This is a genomic window from Rhodococcus sp. 06-1460-1B, assembly GCF_002258475.1.
In the GTDB taxonomy this organism is placed as follows: Bacteria; Actinomycetota; Actinomycetes; order Mycobacteriales; family Mycobacteriaceae; genus Rhodococcoides; species Rhodococcoides fascians.
Genome location: NZ_NOYS01000046.1, coordinates 1 through 23,320, shown reverse-complemented (window position 1 = coordinate 23,320; position 23,320 = coordinate 1). Strand labels below are relative to the sequence as shown.

Sequence of the window (23,320 nt, the reverse complement as noted above, 5' to 3'; positions counted from 1 at the left end):
GAGGGGCTGCAGCTGCACCGTAGCCAGTGCACTAAACTGCAGCATAAGAGGCAAACGCCAACGTCCTTAGTAGTGATGAAACTAGCTGCGGCTTTGTTTCCGCATGGCTTCAACAGCGTTGACCAGCTCGGCATCGTCTACACCGTGATCGCTCCACTCAGACCAAAAATTCCGTGTAGCGCTATGAGGTTTCACAGCTGGAGGATCTAACCGAATGCGGGTTGGCAGGATGATTGCGTCACCTAGCAAAAGGGCTTCACCGACATCGAGTAAGGGCAACGCCGCAGTTAGCCCATCCATACTATCCGGCATGAGCCGCTTTACAACTGCTTGATCTTGATCATTTGTAAGCCGCAATACTATAAAGTTGTTGCACTGAGACAGCACCGTTCTGCTTACATCCGCAGGTCTTTGGCTTACGACTAGGAGCGAAATACCGTACTTTCTACCCTCTTTTGCAATACGCTCAAACGAGTCAAGGGCCCGAGTTGCAGAAGCGTCCATATTCGAGGCAGGAAGGTACAAGTGTGCCTCGTCGCAAACCAGCGTGACAGGCGTGCGCTTACTCTCATTAGTCCAGAAATGAATCTGGTACAGAATGCGAGCAAGTACCCCAACCACGATGGGCAAGATATCACTCGGAACCTGACTGAAATCAAGTATCTTAATTCCCGGGTTGGTGCCTAGCATGTTTTTCGCAAACTCGTGAAGCCAGCGGTACTCGTTTACAGACCCGGAAGACGTGAACATGAATCGATAACGCCGATCGTCGATTCGACTCTGCAGCCTATTTACCAAACGCGTCAATCGCCCAAAGAATGGACCTTGCTTTTCTCTCGCACCCGCGCCTTGGACCATTTCAGTATCGTCCCGTTCCAAGCGCGCAATCAACTCTGCCAAGTCGTACGGAATCGGACTGTCGACAGTAAACTGCTCAGAGAGTTCGACCTTTCCTTGGCTGACCAAATAATCGTACTTCAAGTCCCGAACATGCCTACTAAGCCGTGCCGCCTGATTTGGTGCATTTTCCTCAGAACGATCAAGCAAAAGTGCCTGCATTTCATCTTGATTTAGCAACCACCAAGGTAAGTGGACAATCGAATTGTCGAGATCATCATCGCCTGGGCCCGCAATCCGAAAACCTTCCGCGATGGGATTCAGTCCCTTCGTAAGCGGGCTGTACTCCCCGTGCATGTCTAGCACAATTAAGTTTGGGTGCGGAAGAGCCCGAGCCCGTTCTAATATCAATGCGACTGCCCAACTCTTTCCCGATCCTGTGCTGCCCAGCAACGCAGCATGACGTTGAAATAATCGATCGCCATCGGCAACTGCGATTGCCGAGGTATCCGCTACGAATACACCGAGCTGCAGCCGCTTTTCTGGCTCGAGCTGACTTGAAAGCAACCCCATAAGGCGCTGCAGATTAAGGCCGTCGACGACCCAGCAAAGGGATTCAACCAGTGGATAGCTATCCGCCCCGCGCTTGAATGTGTCATGCTTAAGGCCATCGACCGTCCGATATGTTCCCAACAAGATCACGCGGAGCAAGTCGCGCTGTCTGATTTCTGCAGGAATAGCAATTGACTCGCTCTCAACGTCTAGCATCGAATCATCCTGCAAATCCCGCGTTACCCTGTCTAGAATGCCAATTAGATATTCCGAGGAATGGGATCCCTGGAATGCCACAAGACTACCCACACTTATTCGGGTTAGTCGTTCGTGATCTGTGGCCTCCGCCCATACGCTTGCGGTGTCAATCCTAAAAGCACGACCGAGGGAATCCTTGAAATCAAACTCCAATGCGGGGGACGTCATATACCAAGCACCCTCTCGTTTAGATCTTCAAGTTTCCATATCGCGTGTTCGAATTCGATAGTTTCAGCACCCCGACTGATCAAACTATGCTTTCCGTCTGAAGCAGCTTCGATACCGACCGCCTGCGGATTGAGTTTTAGATAATCCCTAGAACTGCTAGTTAATGTACGCGACAGTATTACAGACGGCACTTGTGGATATACCCGCTTCAAATGCGTCTGCAGATGATCGTCGTTAAAGCCATAGCCAATGAAAAATAACGACGACGCTTTTTGTATCGCGGAGTTCGCTCGGTTTCGTTGCTGATCGAAAGGCACCTCGTAACCAATTCGGTACTTGTTACCACCAGGTGCAACTATTAAACGAGACCCAGGAATCTTCAAGTCAGATCTGAAATATTCGCTGTTAGTGCTAAACCAGTCCAGGCTTCCATGGGGCTTAGATAGTCGAATGTGAGGGTGCATGCGCAACGTATTTCGAATATTTCGTCCAGTAAAGTCAGCTTTCTTGATGAGTTCACCCCGACTGAGCTCCTCGTCGAGCCTACCAACGGTGTGGCCATAGAACATTGAATCGACCCGCACCCCCGCCTTGGCGGCATGTACTTCAATCAATCGATCGTAATTCGTAGTCACAACATCGACTATCTCACATGCTTTCAAAATATGCAGGAACATGCGGCCGAAGGGTGACACATCTGCGCTATTCAGAATCGACTCAACTGCATTCCCCTCGGCCTCTTGAACGAACTGCGCCGTTATTGCCGTCACTGCATCAACAAGCGCTTCTGGCAGGCCACCAGTCCCTAGTGCATCTTCTAATCCCTTTCCGCCGTCCAGAGCAGAAGAGACACGTCTCCATTCACTAGCAGCATCCACGTCTAGTTTTCTAATATGACGCGGTACCTCGGCCTGAAGATGACTTGCAAGCTCACCCATCCCTGGTAACCCGTAGGCACACGAAGCGCCTGAACCCACCACAACGACGAGTCCCCGACGGAACAAGCTCTGCACGTAGGTAAAGACGTCGTCAGTTGACAAGGACACCCAAATTCACCCTACCCTTTCCGACAGTATGTGAGTCCGACTGTTTCGCCGGGAGGACCAAACGGTTTCTTGTCAACCGTACACCGCGTTGCTTGTCCTTTCTGAGTCTTGCGAGTCGAACGGTCGCGCTCGAACTTTGCACAAACAGCCCGATATCGATACGAGAAGCACTATGTCATCTCTTGCCCCCCTTACCCATATCAGTTTCAATCTTCAATATCGAGCTCGGTTTCGGAAAGCGATTGTGCCCAGTATTGGTTGTAAAACTGGGCGTAAGTCACGACAAGATACCCTTACCTCTCGATTTTAATTTCCTAACCTGAACCAGCCTTTCCAATTGAAATTGCAAGAAGTTCGATGCGCATGTTGTCGAGACCACCCAAATCACCTCGGATTCCGTCACCCCGGCTGCCGCCGGACTACTACAGTCAAATCTGGCCTCGCAAATACCAACACCACGCGACTCACCTCCTCGCCCGTCGCCCGGCCAAGGAGGTGCGCGTATACCGATAACTGGGTCCAATAGGCCTCTAGCGTCTCTGCCGTAACCACCACATCGGTCTTGTAGTCCACGATCACCAGCGACCCGTCGTCTTCGCGATACACCAGGTCCGCGATTCCCTCAACCACGAATGTCTCGTCCGGCGACATGCCGGCTAGCTGCATTTCCTGCCAATGTTCGCGCGCGGCAGCGCGCTGCACAGGCTCGGAGCTGAACACCGACTTCGCCAGAAGCACGAACCGATCGAGATCGACCAAACCAGCCAAAGCGCCTGCGTTCCTCGCCTTCTCGTCGAACTCAGAATCCAAGTCCGCATCGAGCGGCACCGTTTCCAGCAGCGCGTGTATCGCGATACCCAGCGTCGTGCCACTCTCGACAGAACCGACCAGCGGCGCAACCATCTCGATCGAGCTCGCGTGGAAGACAAGGTTTGCCGACCGGTACTCTGCCGACACTGCCTCGTGTACAGGCAGAACCGGATGCGCAATCTGCGTTGCGGACACCGTCGACGGCAACGCAGAGACCTCAGCCACCCTCGCAGTCTCGGCCTGCCATTCGTCCCAGCTCTGCAAGGCAACCGAACTCGACTGACCGCCGTCCTCGACCCGCACCGGCTCGATCAGATCGGGAACCACATTGGGAACGCCCGCGGTGCCCGCAGCCAGAGTCTTGCCCCAACTCCCCTTGGCTCCGACATACCCCGACACCGCAAGAAAGCTCTCCGCCCGCGTACACGCCACGTACAGAAGACGAACGCGTTCGGCCTCGGTATGCGCCTTCTCAATCGTGGAGACGCTCGTGTAGTCGACGGATTGCACTGCAGCGCAGACATTCAGATGCATCGTCCCGTCATCACCCCACACCACCGGGTCGGATGTCGTCCGGAAACCTCCACTCATCCCCGCGACGATGACCATCGGAAACTGCAATCCCTTGGCTGCGTGCATGGTCATGATCCGCACAGCATTGACCCCGACTTCATGCAACACCGCTTCGGTGACGCGCGCGTTCTCGTCCTGCTGGGTTTGTGCCCACGCGAGGTAGTCCCGCAAATCGCCGCCGTCCTCGCCGTACCACGCGTGCGCCTGATCGACGACGAACCGTAGTCGACGCCACACATCCCGATGTCGTGGCGAATCCATTGACACCTCGAACACCCGACGGTCGGCAGCCAAGCGACTGAGCAGAGCACCAGGACTCAACAACCCCAGCTCGAACCACACCGACTTCAGATACGCACGCCCCGCAGCAACCGGCGACGCTTCCAGACCCGTGGGTGCGTCGGAGAAGAAGTCCCACCGTCCTCCTGCAGCTTTCCACCGCAGCAGATCATCGTCCCCGCAACCGAACAGCGGCGTCCGCAATGCAGCAACAACCGCGGCTTCGTTCGCAGTGTCTGCCAGTGCGCGGCAGGTGACGAGCAGATCATGGACCTCCTGCGTCGAGTAGACCAACGATGATGCTTCGGACCGAAACTCGATACCGGCGTCATCGAGAGATCGCTCGAGAAACGGCAGTACTGCGCGCGACGGGATGAGGATGCAGATATCGCTGAGGGTCACTGCCCGATGGGTGTATTCACCGAACCCGCCGGCCTCCTTCTGCCAACCTTGATCCAGAGCGGTCGCGATGATGCGCGCGACATCCCTTGATTCCCGGGCCCTCAGCACTTCCGAGGCAGTCAACAAGTGCTCGTCGTCGACGGCGTCACCGGTGTCCTCGAAGACGAATGGTGCCGGACCCCAATCTGTTCCGACGGACCAGTCCGGTCGGCCTGGCGCTGGATCGAGCGGCGTGTAGTCGGGTTGAACATAGGCGTTGTGGACGACCAAGGATCCGAACACCGAGTTCACCCAAGCCAGAACAGGTTTTGTGGATCGGAAGTTCGTGGTGAGTCGAACCACGTCAGCGGCATCCGTAGCATCGCGCGCCGCCATGTACGACGCGATGTCCGCGCGACGGAACCTGTAGATCGACTGTTTCGGATCCCCGACCGTGAACAACCGGCCCGACTCGTCCGGACCGTCGACGATCAACCGGGCAATCTCCAATTGTAGAGGGTCGGTGTCCTGGAACTCGTCCAGCATGATCCGCTGATAGGAGCTGTGGACGATCCGACGAACGTCGTTATGTTGCAGCACGTTTCGGGCATAGACGAGCAGATCGTGGAACTCGAGTTCGCCCCGTCGACGACGCTCGGTGGCCTCATCGACGATCACCCGGGAAAGATGGTGCACGACGATGGCCAACGCAGACGCAACGTACCGCGTCCGCTCTGCAACGGCAGCAGCGTTCAACTCGTCGATCGAGCTCTTGATGTCCTTGACCATTGCAGCACCGCCGACCCAGTTCGGGCCCCTGCCGCCGCTACCTTTGGACGGGCATTCCGCCGCGAGTGCAATCCAGGCGGTGGAAGATCGGGCGTCGGCCATAGCGACTCGCCACTCGGCGATCAGGGATAACCGCATGACCAGCTTGTCGGACGGGTCCGTGCAGTCCATAACAGAATCGACAACCTCATCGGCGGCGCGAAGGAGAGCATCGATATCCGCGATAGCCATCGTCGGCGCAACGTCGTCGAGGATCAATCGGTCCCAGCTTCGATCGAGCGCGTCGGCGAGAGTTCGTACCTGGTCCAGCGACGCTCCCGCGCCCAGGACGATGCGCATCGCGTCCGTGAGCCCGCTAGGAGCGGCGTACTCATCCGCAAAGAGCGCAGCCCGAATTCTCCGCCACCGGCGCTCGAACGACAGCTGCGAACCCATCGCATCCACGACGGCCACCCGCGGCGGTACCCCTGCCTCCAGCGGATGTTCGCTGACGATGCGTGCGGCAAACGAATGTAGCGTCCCGATCGCGGCAGTGTCGATCTGCTGCATTGCCTTCCCTGCAGCATCACCGGAGAAGGACGCGAGATGTGTTCGGACTCGTTCACGGAGTTCGGCCGCAGCCTTCTCGGTGAACGTGATGGCTGCAATGCGGTCGAGTTCGATTCCATCGACGAGTACGAGGTGACAGATCCGCTGAACAAGTGAGTGCGTCTTGCCGCTTCCTGCGCCGGCTTCGACGAACAGCGTTGCAGAGGTGTCGGTTGCGATGCGTGTTCGATCGACGCGGTCGACCAAAAGGGTGTCTTGGTTTGCCATGTCAGTCTCCGTACTTCGCGCGGTAGTCGGCGAGCTCGGGCACATCTCGCAGACTCGACCACGCTCGTTCCAGTCCTGCTTTCCCGATGAGGTCGATCAGCGGATTGGCCCAGAAGCTGTCCGGTGGACGCGGCGGAAAGTACCCGGCTCGAATCATTCTGTGCACCCGGAAGATATCTGCCTTCAACACTTCGACTGCGGCATCGGTGAGCGGATAGCCGATGGTCTCGTACTTCGCTTTGTGGTTGACGAACCAATACCGCGTCGTGACGTCGTCGCCCAACGTCAGCGCCACCAGCCCGTACACGGGGAGTTGGAACTTGGTGCCGCCATCGGTCGGCTCGGATTCGGAGAGTTTCTTATACGACGTTGCCTGGCCGGATTTGTAGTCGGTAACGCGAATTCGACCGTCGGTGTGCCGATCGATCCGGTCGATCTTCCCGGCGAACGCGATCTTCTCGCCGACTAAGTCGAGAACCACGACATCGGGTTCGACGCCGAAGTTCCTTTCGACGTGCAATGGTGTCCATCCGTCGTCACGATCGGTTCGATCGAGTGCGAACCACTCGACGAGTTCGCGTCGGATCATGCTGCTGTCCTTCTCCCACAGCTGCGGCAGCCATCCGGGAGCGTCAACGCGGGCGTCAGCAAGGACCTCTTCGGAGACTTCGATGAGGTGGTCGAGCGTTGCGTCGATGCCGTCGATCGTTCCTTGGACGTAGCGCTCGAGGGATAGGTGGATCAGGTTGCCGCGGGTCAGCGGATCGAGCTGTGCGGCGTCGTCGGGATCGTCGAGTGTGTCGACGCCGAGGACTGTCTTGACGAAGAAGCGGTATGGGCTCGCCACCCAGTCTTCGAGCCTGCTCGCCGACACCGGTTTATCGAAGAACGTCACGGCGTTCTCGATGTTGGAGACGTTGCCGTTGAATCGGGTGAACCGGCCGTTTAGTCTGTCGCTGCGAAGTTCCATTCCCGCGTCGACGACCGGGTCGGCCAGAGCGCCGCGGCGGTGAGGCGCTGCGTGCTCTGCCAGTCCTCGCAGGCGCCATTCGGTCTCCGAGGCGGCACTAAGGCCGATGCGGGGATCGACGGTTTGGGTCGAGACATCGAACGACTCGACCGTGACGATGGACTCGACGTTCGCAGTCTGCTTCTGCCAGTCGACGACGCCGATCTTGTTTCCGGACAGGGCATCGAGCGTGGGCATGAGCCAGCGCGACGGTACCTTCTCCGCTCCGCCTCGCATACTCCCACGAGGGAAGGACACGATGCGGTGATGGTTTCCCGACTCAAGCGTGGCCAGGAACTGCGACTTCTGTTGCTGGATCTCGTCGGCCAGAGTGCGGTTGACGAGTGCGCTCGGCAGCAGCGGATCCTCGCGACGTGTGGCAGGGAGGATGCCCTCGGCCGCTCCGACCACAAAGCACTCCTCGAAGTCTCGTCCTGCGGCGGCGGCGAGTGTGCCGACGGTGACAGCCGATGTCGTGGTTCCGACTGTCTCCGGCACAGCATCGATTCGCACGGAGATCGCGTTGACAATTCTCGACAGGGTGGGCGGCGGTGCCACGCCGTCCAGCTCGCCAAGCTCGAGGCAGATCGTCGCCAAGGAACGTAAGTCTCTGGTGGTCGGATCATCTGGCTGTTTCGACCGGCTGTTGAAGTACCGCCCAAGGACATCGATCACGCGTCGCGATGCCTCAGACCACGTCGAGGCGTGTGCTACCGCATTGAGATCATCGCGGAGGGTGGTCATCAAAGAATGCAGTGCTGTGGCGACGATGGCGTCCGGGTCCTCTGGGTCCAGCTCCATTAGTTTTCCCCAATCGGAGCCGCCGACAATCTTGATCCTTGCGCGTGTCAGACGCTCGACGCGCCGGAGTGGAAGAGCTGCGATAGGAGTTCCGTAGTACCAGGTCACGACGCGTTCGGACAGTATCGACAGCAATTCGCGTCGGGGCATGACGTCGGTGTCGATACTGAGCAGTCGGCGCAATGATCGTGCGACCGGCCGATGCTTCATGGTGTGGCACTGTTCGCCGGCGAATTCGATTCCCGCGCTGTCGAAGTGCTCGTGGATCAAGCGCAGGTAAGGGTCGGCGTTCGCATAGAACACGCCGATCCGGTGCCCGGGAACTCCGGCTGCGAGATGCTGCCGGACAAGCCTGGTGATGGACCGAACCTCGTCGTCGGCGTCGGATGCGTGAATCACCATGGTGCCGATTAGTTCAGCATCGCTCTCGATCAAGTGAGCCCGGCTGGAGAGAGCGTCGAGAAACTGCGACGCTCCTGCGTCCGCAGCTGTCGGGAGAAACACCACCACTTCACCCAGCTCATCGATACGCGATGTTGCAGCGGTGTATGCCTCGTGCGGAAGGTAGTGCGTCTCGGCGTGCGCGGCGGTCGCGGTGGTGTGGACGCGGAGCATGTCGCGCACCAGAGGAGTCGCGTCAACCGGTGATGGGTCAGCTACCGCACCGAGCGTGCGTGAGGCAGCGGCCAGAGCTTCGGCCGTGATGGGCTGATCTGCAACATCGACGAACACTCCGGGCTCGTCGGCGAGCACCTTCTGCACAGACGCGGCGAGATACGGGAACGTCAGTGGCTCGCGGGGTGCCAGTGCCGGGGCAGCCAGCGTGTGGACGGCCAAATCCAGCGTCAGGGCTCGAGTGTTGGCCACACCGCCATGTCGGGCGAGATACTGCAGAACGTCTCGGATGGCACCTCGACTGGGCACGATCACGGTGACGAGCCTAAGTGGGCGATCCCCCTTCGCTCGAGTGACGGCGTCGGCGAGGCGGCCATACAGATCGTTTCCCACCCTCACATCATGTCTGACTGTCACCGTCCGCGTCCGCCGCTTGACCAACGCAGCGCTGTCAACAGTGGCTACTCAAGCCAGATCCGCTGCTGGAAGCCACCGCGCTCTGCCCACCTGTCAGCCGCGACGGCGTCCAAAGCCGCCTCGTTCAATCCAAGATGAGCGGCCAGCGCACAAACGACCTGAACGACGTCCGCCAACTCCGCCAGCGTGCGCTCCGGCGTACGTCACGAAACCCGTGCGCCTCTTCAAACAATCTGCAATACAACGCGTTTCCATGATAGTCAGACTTAGGGGTTCGATATTCCGGTACATCACCCGAGGCTTCGATGATCGACGGGGTAACATCACGATCTAGTTTACCCGTGGTCAGTAGTGTGCGGCTGTGCTGGCTCCCACCCTCTGAACCACTTATCGCTCGGCAATTCGACACCGGTGCACGCGTCATGTCCCGGGCAGAACGACGAATGTTGCCATCTCGGTGAGACTCCAAACGCCCACAGAGCTAGCCCTCTAATATAAGACTGTGACTACACCTCACCCGATGACGTTGGACCACCAAGACGTGATCACTGCTTGTTGGTCCCGCTGGAACCGAGTGCCGCCGAGGTTCCAGATCGTGAAGTCCCGTGGATCCGACCGTGGCGACAGGGCGCGACAAACGTTCCCAAGAGAAGATCCCTTGCACTATCGAATCGCGAACCGCAACGGGCGGCAAAGCACGCCAGCCCACTGGATGAAGCACGTACACTGCGACATGAGCCTTCAGCGGCTCCAGAACAAGGAGCGCGAAATACCATTCCCTGGCCCGATGATTAGGCGCAATAGTGGCTGGCTGATCACGGCGGGTCTGCTCACCACCAGTTAGAGTACGCAATTTCATGCGCAGCAACTTCAGCAGCTGCAGAACGTCTGGTACACGCTGAGCCAAACGCTCTCGTGGTCTAATTTAAATGAGGAGTAGGTATGGCATCGTCCGCGCGATCCCAGCGGCTTGAGCTGACGTGGTTCAACAAAGATAGGGTGTTGATCCCCGCGGAGCGCGGAAAATATGGCTACGCATGGGTCGATCCCCATAACCCTCGGTACTCCGAGATTCACACGCTCGTCGAAACGGACTACGTCTGCGGGGAACGCAAGGAGAAATTGGAGGGTACCGCGTACTCTGACCTGACCGAGCTTGAGCCATCAATGGACAATCTGCTGGTTTGGGGAGAGTCCGGTGACGTACTCGAATCGTTACGGTACGTGCCTGAATTCGCTGCTCAGTACCTAGGAAATATCAAGCTCTGTTACATCGATCCGCCGTTCAACACCGAGAAAGCTTTTCCGAACTACGAAGACAACCTGGAGCACTCAATTTGGCTCACAATGATGCGAGACCGCATGCTCCACATCAAGGAATTGCTTGCAGACGACGGATCGATTTGGGTACACCTCGATAACTCCGAAAACCACCGGATGCGCTGCCTACTCGATGAAATATTCGGTGCTGGGAATTTCGTCGCCGAGGTGGCGTGGGAGAAAAAGGACAGCCCGAAGATGGATGACGAAGGCGTCTCAATCACTCACGACACGATTACTTGCTACCGAAAAAGCGAGAATTGGTCTCCTAATAAATTCGGAGTTGAGGCTACCGAAAAAGACTTTCCAAAGGTCACGACGGATGGACGACGTTACTCCAGTCGCGAGTTGCGCAAGTGGGGAAAGAACTCGCTACGGACGGACCGTCCGACCATGTGGTATCCCATCACAGCGCCGGACGGCACGAATGTATATCCGATTCGTCCAGATGGCAGAGAAGGCTGCTGGCGTTGGAAAAGAAAAATGGTAGACGCAAACTACGAATCACTCGAATGGCTAGAGATGCCCGCGCCCGTGGGTCTGACGCCATACGTGCGATCCTTCATGGACGATGGAAAGAAACCGGTTCCCCCCACATCTATCTGGCAAACCTTAGACGTGGGTGGAAATCCAGTAGGAAAAGAAGAGATAAAAGCCCTTTTTCCCGGCGAGGACCCATTCTCGACCCCTAAGCCGGAGCGTCTACTGGAGCGAATAATCCACATCGGTTCAAACCCGGGCGACATCGTTCTTGACGTCTTCGCAGGATCGGGCACGACCGCGGCAGTGGCCCACAAAATGGGCCGTCGTTGGGTGACTGCGGAGCTCATCGAAGACACTCTCACAAAGTTCACGCTCCCCCGCCTCACCAAAGTAGTGTGCGGAGAGGACCCGGGTGGAGTTACTTCGACAGTCGAGCGCGTCTCAGACGACGGCTGCGAGCTCCCCGGAGACATGTCCGCGGCTGAAGCTAGGGTGTTCAACTCGACGCTCACAAAGTTAGCCAAAGTGGTCGACACTCCAGTCGATGTCGCGAAGGAGATCGCGAAGCTAGTAAGAGCAAGGGCAAAGGAGAATCAGACATCCCTCACCGAGGACGAGGGCAAACTGTTGAACTCGCTGCTAAGAAAGCTCAGTAAGGATCCTGAACCACCGATCGTAGATCTATTCGCAGGTGTGACGAAGCAGCTGAGGGAAGCCACTCGAACAAGGGACGCAGCAACAGTCAATTGGCTTGGCGGTGGGTCGTTCCGGGTCATGGAGCTGTCTCCAAAAGTGTTCGACGTAGACCCAAAACTTGGTCTGGTGGTGCTCACCGAGAATGCGCGCGGCCAGGTCTTGATCTCAGCTATTGCCGCGAATCTTGGTTTCACTTGTACTCCATCCGACCCACATTTCCACGGCCGACTAGGCAGCATGAAACTCCTCGTGATTGAAGGGCCCGTGTCCGAAGAGGATGTCGCAGACGCGGTTGCTGTTCTAGGGAATCAGGAGAGGGTAACTATTGCAGCCACCGGCGTTCCGGATGGTATGAGAGCGGCTTTACGTAAGGCATCACGTGGTTCTCGAATATTGCATGTTCCTGACGATTTGTTTGCAACCCTAGGCGACAACGCGATCGAGATGGGGATACAAGAATGATTCGCAACCTTGCAGTCGGCTATCGACCCGAACTAATTGAAGACATCGGCGCTCGGTTCGCTCTACGTCGTCACAATATCGATGCCCTGGGCGTGCTAGTGAAGACGCTATCGGGAGAATACGATCCACTGGTGCAGCAGGTTCTCAATATGGCTACTGGGTCTGGAAAAACGTACTTGATGGCTGCATTCATTGAATACCTACGGCACGAAGGTGTACAAAAAGTCGTTATTGTGACTCCAGGCCTCGTCGTGCAGGAGAAGACTGTCGCGAACTTTGCCCCGGGTCATCGACGGTACATTCCGGGGGCATTGGTTTCTCCACTGGTCGCGACGCCGACAGACCTATCAGCAATGACGACAAATCTGGCAATGATGGGCCAGGACCCAATGCGGTTGTATGTTTTCAACGTACAGCAGCTCATCGCGCCAATTTCTCTTGAGGGTAACACTAAAAATGGCACCGCCAGCGCAGTGCAGCGTGGATTACGCAAGGACAATGAGGTTCATGGTAATGTTTTTACAGAGCTCAAAAATAGTCAAAATCTCGTTCTCATAGCCGACGAGTCTCATCTATATGGGGCTTCAGCGACGGCGTTCAATGCGGCGCTACGCGAACTAGAGCCCGCAGCAGCAATAGGATTGACCGCATCGGCAAGCAAAGTAGATCACGTGATTTACAACTATCCTTTGTATCAAGCAATTGAAGACCGTAACGTTAAGATCCCAGTCCTAGCGTTCCGCAACTCGGGGTACGGGGACACGGACACAGCGGACCAACTTGCTGTCGCGGAAGAGCGTCAGTTGCGCGATGCGATGAACTTATTGGCGATTAAAGAGTTGGCGTACTCGCAGTGGGCGTCGAAGACCGGAGTTCCGGCAGTTAGCCCCGTGCTGTTTGTAGTTTGCTCGGACACCGAGCATTCAGCTGAGATCGCCAGACTACTCGCGTCACCCGAATTCTTCGCGGACGCAACAAGAGTACTCCGCGTGGACTCTAGGACCATCAACGACTCAGTCCGCCGCCAGCTTGAGGAGATTGAGAGACCGCATTCGCCCGTTAGGGCTGTGGTCAGTGTTGACATGCTCAAAGAGGGCTGGGACGTAAAAAATATCGCCGTGATGTGTACGTTACGTGCGATGGCGTCCGATGTACTGACCCAGCAGACAATGGGCCGCGGTTTGCGGTTGCCATACGGGTCCTACACCGACGAACCAGCAGTGAACCAACTAGACATCATCAGCCATCAGTCGTTCCGCTCAATGCTTAACGATGAGAACATCCTGCGTACATTTGGGCTTGAAAGCGCCACTCGTAGCGGCACCACACCACAAGTCGGACAGTTTGATCCTTCAACAGGAGTGGTTACATGCCCTGACCCGCCGATACCTGGTGGTAACGCCGACCACACCAATAACGACGACGCGGGCACTGAGGGCCACGAAGATCGACACCCTTCCGGCCCGATTTCCGACGCAGAGGCCGAGCGGGATGGAACTAGCTCGGGCCCAGTGATTGTCAATCTGGGTGAGGGTATCGTCGACCAGCCAGCCCAGCAAGTATTAGAAGTAGAAATCAATCCCGCATATGCGGGAACAACATTTCTATTTCCCACGACCCGCATCGAGCGAATTAAAGAGGACTTTAAGCTCAGCAAAATCGGCGAAGAGACCTTACGTGCAGCCGCCCGAAGGGTCTCGGGCTCGGGTGTCGTGATACACCGGGAAGAGATACGCGCTCGTGTTGCCAAACGTCTTCTGGCGACGCATCGGATCATGCAGGCCGAGGGAGAAGCTGCGCCGATGGCAAGCGCGGAGATCGAAGAATCCCTGGTCGATGTGGTGGCCTGCTATCAACCAGTGCCGCGTACACAGGCAAACCTGACGATCGCCAGAGCGGAGACGGTGCCTCGCTTCATGTCTCATGTGGACGTGGAGTGGACGGAAAAGTCATTGACGTCAGCAATCAAGGAGCTCGTAGATTTACTGGCAGAAGAGATCAAGCGCGTTGACCGAAATCGGCCCATGGTCACCGTCATCGAACCAAGACGTTTGCCGATCCGCGAAGTCCAATCCTATGGAGTCGGCGCGCGTACGTACACTTTTGTGGATGATCGCAGTGAATACGCGAACGGCCGGTTATACGCACCCTTCGTTCTATCGTTGTTCCCAGCGGTAAGGTTTGACTCTTACAGCGGCGAATACGCGCTTGCGCAACTTCTGGAGACAAGTAACCAAGTGGCTTGGTGGAAGAAGCTCTACCCGGAGGATCAAGCGCGGATCGCTTACACGGTGCGCGACAATTATTACCCGGACTTCGTGGTTTTCGACCGTGCAGACGACGTATATTGGATTGTCGAGGGTAAGGCTGCAGCCGGGCGGCATGATCTCTCGGTGCAAGCCAAGCGCATTGCCACTGAAGAACTGGTGCGTGAATTGCTGGGTCACGACGACTTCGTGGGCCAACGCTGGGGTTACTTCATAGCTTACGAAGATGACATCGCAGCGTCCGAGAGCTGGACAGACTTGAAACATCGCTCTGCCACCGTCGGAGGACGTATCAGCTAAACGAGCAATGGCCCGCGGCTCCCCTTTGACGTTGGCCAGGCCCAGAGAACTACCTGCGTCATCTACGGTGACGCAACCCCTGTAGGAGCTTCTGGGTGCGGTCTTGATTTAACAATATGATAAACGGAAAGGCATTGCTCCATGGGGTTCGAAGCACCGCAATACATGCTTTCCAAACTCGTGGAGCAGGTGCACTGTGGCGAAATCCAGCTCACAAAATTTCAGCGAAGCTATCGGTGGGACGACGAGCAAATTCGTTCCCTGCTCATGACCGTTTCACTTGGCTACCCACTCGGCGTGATCATGACGTTGCAGGCTAGTGGTGAGCATCTACAGTTCCAACCCACTCCAGTCGAAGACACACAGGGAAAGTGCCGAACCCCGGCAAATACTTGACCATTAACAACCGGCCGATGTACGAACGCACATCCTGAGGAGGTAAACCCCGACCAGAAACGACCGGCCAAATCCCGGCACCGAACACCGTCAAAACAAACTCAACCAAAAGAAGCCGCTTCCGACAATGAATTCAGGCAATTAGAGCTCTTTCACTAGCGCAGTTCGGATGCTGTCGCCAATTTCTCTGGCCGCTTCTGAAATGGAGTAGTCTCGCACATCATGCCCCGTGCGAATATCAACAGGCATAGAGGTCAACGGTGAAATATAGATTTCATTCAGTAGACCGTCTGAAGAATTTATTCTCGACACAAACGGATGTACAGAATCCCCCTTTTGAGACTTCACCGAAAGGAATAGTGACGGATAGCGGTCGGCGTCGATGTTAAGATTGAGTATCCCTCGCAAGCTATCCGACACATAGCCGAACCAAAGAAGACAGGCGCTATTTCCGAGGTCAAATATCGCAGCCCAGCTATTACCCGCCGAATCCAGCTCTTGCAGTTCAACGAATGAATCGATCGCAGGTACACCTTGGTATTTCATCGATATCTTACTCGAAGAAACATCTTGATTTATTTTGTCGAAAAGTAACTCGACCTGCTCAGACCAGTGATCGTACCGCTTTCGACTGTCACTCAAGAGAGTGCCTCGAATCCGGTTTCGGGCATAGTTATCGCGGCACATCTGCTTGCTAGTTCGGCGCAGCACCTTGACGAAAAGGTCAAACAGCGGAAGTAATTCACCGGAGTCGGAGCGCGCAAGAGCGTCATAGTATTGATTTCTGTCAGATGCATCTCTCAGCAAAAACGGCGGGTACCCATCCTGCACCAAGGTTAGATTCGCTAAAACCCGAGCCATTCGCCCGTTTCCGTCTTCGAAAGGGTGGATGTGCGTGATCCAAGCGTGAACTATTGCGGCATCGAGAACGGTAATTCCAGTTCCCTTCGACCACCAATCCGATAGAGCCTGCATGTCCTGGGGGACCTGGAATGGCTCAGGCGGAGTGTGCTCGGAGCCACCAATTCTATTTGGGTGCAACTTATAGCCGCCTGCATGGGTTTCATTGCCAATGATCAATTGGTGCAGCTCTCTGATTTCGCTTTGACGAGGACGGCGCTTCTCGTTTGCCCACTCATCAGCAAGCGCGTAGGCGCGATAGAGCCCCAAGGCTTCATATACCCTAGGGTCGCCTCTCAGCCCGGTCATGAATTCACGCACCGGCTGATTCAATAGTTCACGATACTCGCGAACCGTCGCGCTCACGTCCTTTGAACTCCAAATGTAACCTTCGATCTTGTTACTTTCCGAGACCAAATCCGAACGAATTTCTTGACGAAACTGGCCAAAAATGTCTTTGGCGTCAGATTCAATCTTCACAGCTGCGCGGCCAGCCAACTCTCGTGCAGATTCCGCCTTACGAAGAAGTCTGTCAAAGTTGTTCAACACTTCAGGATCATCCGTAAGCAAGTACGGTGTGTCGGCCATGTAGTCAGTCATTCAGAAATCTTATCCTGTGCCGTTGAAACGGACACCAAAAATGACGAACATGTTTGTGGCCGCGCCTTACTGCAAAAGCCTGAACACTGACCTTTCCAGTTTGGCGCGATGTCATCACGAATTCGCGATTGACGTTTTTGAGTTGCGGACCTTAGCGTTAGCGGTTCACGGCTGAAGGTCGATTCGCCACGAGTCTGCTTGCTCGTCCGAAACTCCAGAGGACTGCAGCAATTCGAATAAGTCCTCCTGACGCGGCTGCCCGAATGTCAACCGATACAACGCAACTCGCTCACGCGTTCTCTTGAGTCGGTTCGCGTCCACGCTCAGCTGATACGGCAACACATCCCGAATGACCTTGTACGGACCGGGGTAGATCCAGTCAGGAGCTAGACCAGAGATCTCGGCATTCGGTGCGTCATCCCCAGCCAGTCGATATGCCTCCTGCCACGGGTTCTCCGCAGCCAGCATCTCGGAACCATGCTTGTCTGCGATGTTTCGTCGAACAGCATGGCCGCGAAACCTATTGACACGGCCGTCCCGCTGCTCGAAATCCACCGGACTGCCCGGGACATTCCAATGGACGAGGTTGTGGCACCAGGGATGAAAGTCGATCCCCTCCTGGCCGACGCTCGTGGACACCAGCACGAATGGCCAGAATGGTGAATTGAAGGCTTCACGGATTTCTCCAGGCCGGGCCGAGTCCGTCTCCCCTTGGCCCGCGTCGCCGTATCGAAGCGCGAAGCGACTCGAGAAGTCGATGTCGTTGCCCTCCTGCAACAGATCCTTCGCCTTGTAGACGGCAGGTTTCAGTTTCAGCGCGCTCGCTGCATGCCAGGCAAATGCGATCAGTGCTTCGTCATCGAACTCACTGTTGCCCTCGACCTGCACGAGGTGGAAGAGGTGCTCGTCAAGCACGGCTTGGAGGTTCCCATCGGCGCAGTATCGAAGAACCCGCTGCCAGTACGACGCCTCCTCGGCGTACAGGTGGTCAAGAATCAGCGCCGACTCCCACCGGTTGAACAACGTACGAAGACCGGATGCCAAGATCGCGGCAGCTCGCCACTGGCCCCCAACAGTCACTCGTGACGTATCCACCGACAAGCGACCGAATGCTCGCCAGGCGCAGTTGGCCGGAGAGTGCATGGCCAACCGGGCCGTGAGCGTCGTCAGTCCGGACGGGATCTCGGATAGATCCAGCGAATCCCGCCCGCGATGCGCTGTGACCGCGGCTTGGACATACTCGTCGATGACCGTCGACTGATCAGCCCGGTCGTCGTCGCTCTCGACCCCCTTGTCAGAACCACGCCCTGCAATGGCATCGGCAGCGCTGAGGTTCGCCACGTGCCCGCTCAGAGCCTCGTCCAACTTGCCGTCGCTCAGCGCCAGAGGCCACTGCCACACTAACGACGCAACCTCACTGGCTCCCGTTTCGCGCACACCCTGCGGAAGGTTGACAGACAGCTCACTCGCAATACGCGACTCGGCGTAGTCGCGGTCGAATGGACGCCCCGCGGCTCCGGCGCGTCGCAGCGGGTCCGCCATGTCTGCCAGGCCCGGCATAGGGAAGAACGGCAGGAACCCTGCCATCGCTGTCAGCTGCTCGCCGCGACGACGAAACTGCAGCCTCTGCGAGACGTTTTCGTGTGAAGCCGTGACACTCCGTCCTGACTCAACCCCGGACCTCGCAATTCGACGGCTTGCGTCATGGCTCAACAAAGACGCAACGGCAGTAGGAGTCGCTGTCCACAGTGAGAACACGAGCTTCTTGGTGACCTGAGACGCGTCAGCCCGCGCGTACGGACCCGCCGGCTTCAAGTAAGGCAGCGACGCCGGCAGCCACAGGAGCGTCTGCCAGTCCTGACCCGTGGTCTGGGAGATCAGCGCTTCCAAACGCGGATTCCGCGCGTCCAAAGGGCGGTAGTCCTCTACCGCGGCAGGATCCAGACGATCCAACGATTCGACCAGGACGCGGACGTCCGGCTCGCTGATGTGGTCGTGCAGATACCGACCAAGCTGGTAGGAATCGAGGAAGTGCGCCAACTCCGGGACCGATTTCCAGACGTCCATCGGGAATCGTGCGTCGACGATATCCGCAAGTTCAGCGAACGTCTTGTACTGGCGTACGGCAGCCGCGCTGATAGGTGGTGCGGCCGTTCGCCGTTCTTCTACCATCGACTCGTTGAGCCGCGGGGGCCGTTCGGTCCGGCACATGACCGCGAGCAACTCCGCGCGAATGCGATCGCGCAGCTCACCCGGATCCTGCCGATTCTTGACCGTTTGCCGGTACTCGTCGAGCAGCTTCGCGATACCCCTCGCACCCTCACCGGCTTTACCTTGCGAGAGAAAGTCGAGTATCCCAAGGAACTGCGATTGATGGGTACCGTCGCCGTCGGGCCCGTCATCGATTGGCTTGTACGGCGTTGCAGACAGAAGCAACACCTTGGCGTGGCGGTAGCCGAACAGGTCCCGCGCGAGCTCACTGACCGGACTGTCGACGTCGAGCAGCTCAGTGAACCGCTGAAACTCGTCGAGGACTACCAGATCTGGTTCCAGAGCCTCCACCCCGGCGCGCGACAGCACCCGTCGAAGTTCGCCGATCACAGCGGACGAGGCCTTGTAGCCGCCCGGCACCGCGGCTCTGCCGATCGTTTCGTCGACCAACGTGCGAAAACGCTCCAGCACAGTAGTGGCGTCGGGTCCTGGCTCATCCACCAGCCGCAAGAACGTCTCAACGATGTCCTTGTCCAGCTTTTGAAGGGCCTTCCCCGGTGCCGCCTTCATCGACAATTCGAGATCGGTAACCCGTTGCTTGAAACTGTCGAGGCTCTGCACTGTTCCCTGGAGAACCCGGTAAGCCGCAGTCTTCGCCGCGCCGCTGAGCTGGAGATGACTGCTCAGGATTACGAAGAGCAGCGCTCGTTCCCTGGCGGTGCCCGAACGCCATCCTTTGTCTGCAAACGAGGTCTTCGGGGTAAGCGACACGAGATTGACCGGCTTGCCAGCGACCCCCGGCGCAGACTTCAGAGCTTCTGTCGATGTTGCCAACAAACTGAGCCGCGTCGACATCGTCACTTGATTGCCGAGGATGTCGAGACGCTGGATATTCTGCCGTGCGACATCGGTGTTGGAGCAAATGTAGATGATGTCGATGCGGTCGACTTCCGGATCATCCTGCAGCGTTTCGATTGCCCGAGCTATGACGCCTCTCGCCACCATGGTCTTGCCAAGGCCTGTTTCGTCAGCGACAAGGAATCGATTTCCAGTCTTGTTCCCGTACAGCACATCCGAGACATGATCCACCGTTGCCCGCTGGAACGGACGCAACGTAGCCAGGTGAGGTTCCGCTGCGAAACGCTCGTGATCAGGCATCTATCTGTGCCTCTCGTTGGGTCGGGTCGTACACCGCGGACCACAGCTCGCGAAACCCCTCAGGCAAGACGCCGTTCGGATCGTCATTATCGATGATGCTTGTGACGACGCCAGCGAGGTGCTCGAGGACCTGTGCGTTGGACGTCGACACTCTGAGCATCTGCTCGAACAGGCCATTCTCCAACGCATCCCAGCGACCAGCCGTCAGAGACGCGTCGTCTTCACCATCCTCGCCGTCGGCAGCAACTCTTGGTGCGCCGAAAGCAAGCAATAGTGCGAGGAAGCGACGGAACGCATCGGGCGTGTTGATCTCCTGCATCACGATCGAGCTCATACGCTCGGCCACATCGTTGATCAGTTCCGCCATGACAACGGCCGAGCTTAGACGGCCACCGCCGTCGGAAACAGTGAGCACGAAAAGCGCTGTCACATCAGACAAATTTAAATTGCTGAACTGCAGATCAATTATTCTGTCCGTGTCCGCAACCAGCGAACTTGCCTTGACAGACAGAAGCGATACCGCCAGAGATAACTCGGGCGGCACAGAAATCGGGTCCGAGCTGGTGAGGTGCAGTGCATAGCGGTCGTCGTCCATAGTCAGCTCAGCCCGAAGCTGCACGTCGAACACCAGCTGGTGAAGCTGGTGGTCGAGCACTGCCTGCGGGTCGTCCTCTGCGTCACCGGCCGGTTCGATGGTCGTAGACTGCAAAATTGAACGGAATCCACCCTTACCAAGCATGGCGTCGACACCGAATATTGCGGTCTTGCCAGTCAATTCGACGAGGATCTCGACGTTTCCTCCGAACGCTCTATGGGTCGCGTTCGCCGACCCGATGAACAGGTGCGCACGCTTGTCCCGCTCGACGCAGTACAGCTTCGCATGCAGCCCCGACAAAGCAGGGCCACCCGTCGAATCCTGGTCGTCTGCCGGAATGCCCGCAGTCGGCGACAGCACGTACGGCTCCGAGATCCATCCTGCAACATCGCTGGATAATGCATCGAACGATTCTTGCCGCGATACGACCGACACCGAGCCGCGGGAGTACTCGGCGAGCGTCGCTAGGCCGTCATCTGTGAGAAAGGGTGAAACCAGCAAGTGTTTGTAGCCGGAAAAGTCAGGCTTCGATGTTCGCGAGCTGCGCACACCAAAGATGTGAAAGTTGACGTCGGTTGCGCCTGAGGGAAGGTCCCACTCTGCCCACCGGATCTCTTCGGCGAGGTCCAAGATGCGACTCGCACGATTCTCCGGCAAGCCGGGCTGGACTGCGGTGGTCAGGAATCGTAAAAAGTCGACAAGCGGCTTGTTTTTGGCGCTCGGCGTGCTGACGAGAGTGCCGTCCAGGGTGATGGCGACGTCCCACGATCTGCCCCGGGCCAGGTTGCGGCTCATCACCACCAACCGGAGAGACACTTCCCCAGTCGTCTCGGATTCGTATCTCGCCAACCACAACTTGGGGTGAAACAAGAAATTGGACGAGTGCTGCACGGCATGCAGTGCCGGTTCGAGCAATGTGTGTAGGCGCGACCGCGTAGTCGGGACGCCAATCATGCCGCGCTGATGGAAGATATCGATCTTGCCGATGCTTGCTTGCACAGCGGCGATCGTTTCGAGAGGGTCTGCAGATCCTGCCGAGGCACTTCGCGATAGAGCAAGCGACGGCAGCAGTGCGCTGTCGAGATCCAACGTGTAGGTGGTGCCGACCACGTGTGTGACTGCGTAGCCCGGCGCGGGTTCGAGGCGTTCGAGCAAGGTGACTCTGCTGTCAGGAGGTAGCACGATCGAGGCCTTCCTTGATGTCGCCGACCATCGTCTGAACGGTCGACCACCGGTAAGTCAGGCGTCCGGCACCTGAGGCGCCCGACCATTCCTTCAGCAACCGAGCGTTGTTCAAACGTGATTGCTCACCTTTGTTGACCCGTTCACGGTCCGCAATCAACCCGCGTAAGTCCGTGGAGGTTGCTGGGTCGTAGGCATTGCCTCTACTTACGGCGGTAAGCCAAGAATCGACAAACGCTTTGGTGTTCAGCGGGATTGGGGTGCTTCTGCCCGTGTTGACTGCCGTCCAGAAAGCTGACATGTCCCAGCTCGAGATGTCGCGGGATTGGGCGGACACCTCGTTGGCCCAGTTGTCCAGTAAGTCGCGGTAGTACTCGATATAGGTCGTGTCACCGGGGGTGACGGCCTTTTCGTACTTCTCTGCGATCAACAGGTTGTATAGCAAGCCGGCGCCATTGATAGTCAGAGAGAACAGGCGCGCATGCTCGACCAGTCCACGGGTGGTAACCGACGCGGTCTTCAGTGCGGGGTGATCCCACGGACTGTCGACAGCTTTGACATCGTGTTCGAGCCCCTCACGTACGAGGTGTGCCAGATATGTGTCGGGCGCTGAAGTAAGAACTCGTTCTTGTAGCCATCCGGCCTCGGAACGACTCAGGTCGAAACCAGTTTCGACCTTCGTTGGGAATCCTTTGGGGGGGTCAAGACTGATGCTCCACATCGCACCCTGCGGGCCGTCGTGTCGAATACCGAGCCGCTTGAGAGCGGCCCAATAGAGATTGGAGGGAAGGGTGTTGACACTTGCGCCCGCGACTCGACCGATCAATCCCTGCGTCTGACCGTCCTTCCGCATGGTCTCAATTAGCTTCCGTTCGGTATCGCGCGCCCTTGTGCGGGCTGCCGTACCCGAGTGCTTCCTCGCTGCTTCCGCATATATCCAGGGAACGAACAGGAAGTACTTTGCCCGTGTGTGCACCGTCGAAGTTGCCGGAAACAGCTGGTCGGACAGCGTGTCTCGAACCTGTCCGATCCCTATATCGTCGAGTGTGCTTGAGTCGGAGAAGAGCTTGACCAGCTCTCGCATCCGGCGCTCTTCGTCAGGTGAGGTGTCCAGCCATGCAATATCCGACACGAGCACTCCCGTCCGTTAGTTAGCTCGATCACCGATCGTGCCAGATGACGTACGTCGGTGTGGGAACTCCGCGTCCGTTCTCCTCATCGCACCCCGAACACGATTGACCGACCGGATTGTGGACAGCGGGACGTTTTGTTGCGAATCGCGCTCCCAGGTGCGAGCCGGTATCGGTGTACACCCTCACGTGATGGTCCCCGTACAACCTCATATGTAGGTGCTCGGCGAGTCCTGTCGTAACTCGCCCACGACAAGGGCCACCCTTCG

The 23,320-nt window shown here is 57.3% G+C and carries 11 protein-coding genes; 3 read left to right on the top strand and 8 right to left on the bottom strand.

Features of this window, described 5'->3' with window-relative positions; genetic code table 11:
* Nucleotides 1-81: 81 nt before the first annotated feature.
* From CH268_RS27205 to CH268_RS27190, 4 genes are all read right to left on the bottom strand, one after another.
* Nucleotides 82-1,815, bottom strand: a complete 1,734-nt coding sequence (locus CH268_RS27205; protein WP_094666477.1) for an ATP-binding protein — start codon at nt 1,813-1,815, stop codon at nt 82-84.
* Nucleotides 1,812-2,693: an SIR2 family protein gene (locus CH268_RS27200; protein ID WP_176458076.1), complete on the bottom strand. Its 882-nt coding sequence runs from the start codon at nt 2,691-2,693 to the stop codon at nt 1,812-1,814. Before CH268_RS27200 ends, CH268_RS27205 begins: the two co-directional genes overlap by 4 nt.
* A gap of 567 nt (nt 2,694-3,260) precedes the next feature.
* Nucleotides 3,261-6,509: a UvrD-helicase domain-containing protein gene (locus tag CH268_RS27195; protein ID WP_094666473.1), complete on the bottom strand. Its 3,249-nt coding sequence runs from the start codon at nt 6,507-6,509 to the stop codon at nt 3,261-3,263.
* Nucleotide 6,510: 1 nt separating this feature from the next.
* Entirely contained in the window at nt 6,511-9,249 is a 2,739-nt protein-coding gene (locus CH268_RS27190) for a PD-(D/E)XK nuclease family protein (RefSeq protein WP_255182522.1), read from the bottom strand.
* A 1,044-nt stretch (nt 9,250-10,293) separates the two neighbouring features.
* Here CH268_RS27190 and CH268_RS27185 point away from each other — a divergent pair.
* From CH268_RS27185 to CH268_RS28495, 3 genes are all read left to right on the top strand, one after another.
* A complete protein-coding gene (locus CH268_RS27185) occupies nt 10,294-12,312 on the top strand; it encodes a site-specific DNA-methyltransferase (RefSeq protein WP_094666471.1) in 2,019 nt (672 codons plus the stop codon).
* A complete protein-coding gene (locus CH268_RS27180) occupies nt 12,309-14,879 on the top strand; it encodes a DEAD/DEAH box helicase (protein WP_094666469.1) in 2,571 nt (856 codons plus the stop codon). Before CH268_RS27185 ends, CH268_RS27180 begins: the two co-directional genes overlap by 4 nt.
* 141 nt (nt 14,880-15,020) lie before the next feature.
* Entirely contained in the window at nt 15,021-15,275 is a 255-nt protein-coding gene (locus CH268_RS28495; RefSeq protein WP_094666467.1) for a DUF262 domain-containing protein, read from the top strand.
* A gap of 141 nt (nt 15,276-15,416) precedes the next feature.
* Here CH268_RS28495 and CH268_RS27170 read toward each other — a convergent pair whose 3' ends face one another.
* From CH268_RS27170 to CH268_RS27155, 4 genes are all read right to left on the bottom strand, one after another.
* Complete coding sequence (locus tag CH268_RS27170) at nt 15,417-16,775, bottom strand: Fic family protein (protein ID WP_094666465.1); 1,359 nt, start codon at nt 16,773-16,775, stop codon at nt 15,417-15,419.
* Nucleotides 16,776-16,940: 165 nt separating this feature from the next.
* Entirely contained in the window at nt 16,941-20,144 is a 3,204-nt protein-coding gene (locus CH268_RS27165; protein WP_094666463.1) for a DEAD/DEAH box helicase, read from the bottom strand.
* Nucleotides 20,137-21,894, bottom strand: coding sequence for a phospholipase D family protein (locus tag CH268_RS27160; RefSeq protein WP_255182521.1), 1,758 nt, complete (start codon nt 21,892-21,894; stop codon nt 20,137-20,139). Before CH268_RS27160 ends, CH268_RS27165 begins: the two co-directional genes overlap by 8 nt.
* Before the next feature lie 13 nt (nt 21,895-21,907).
* A complete protein-coding gene (locus CH268_RS27155) occupies nt 21,908-23,053 on the bottom strand; it encodes a DUF6361 family protein (protein ID WP_094666546.1) in 1,146 nt (381 codons plus the stop codon).
* Nucleotides 23,054-23,320 lie beyond the last annotated feature (267 nt).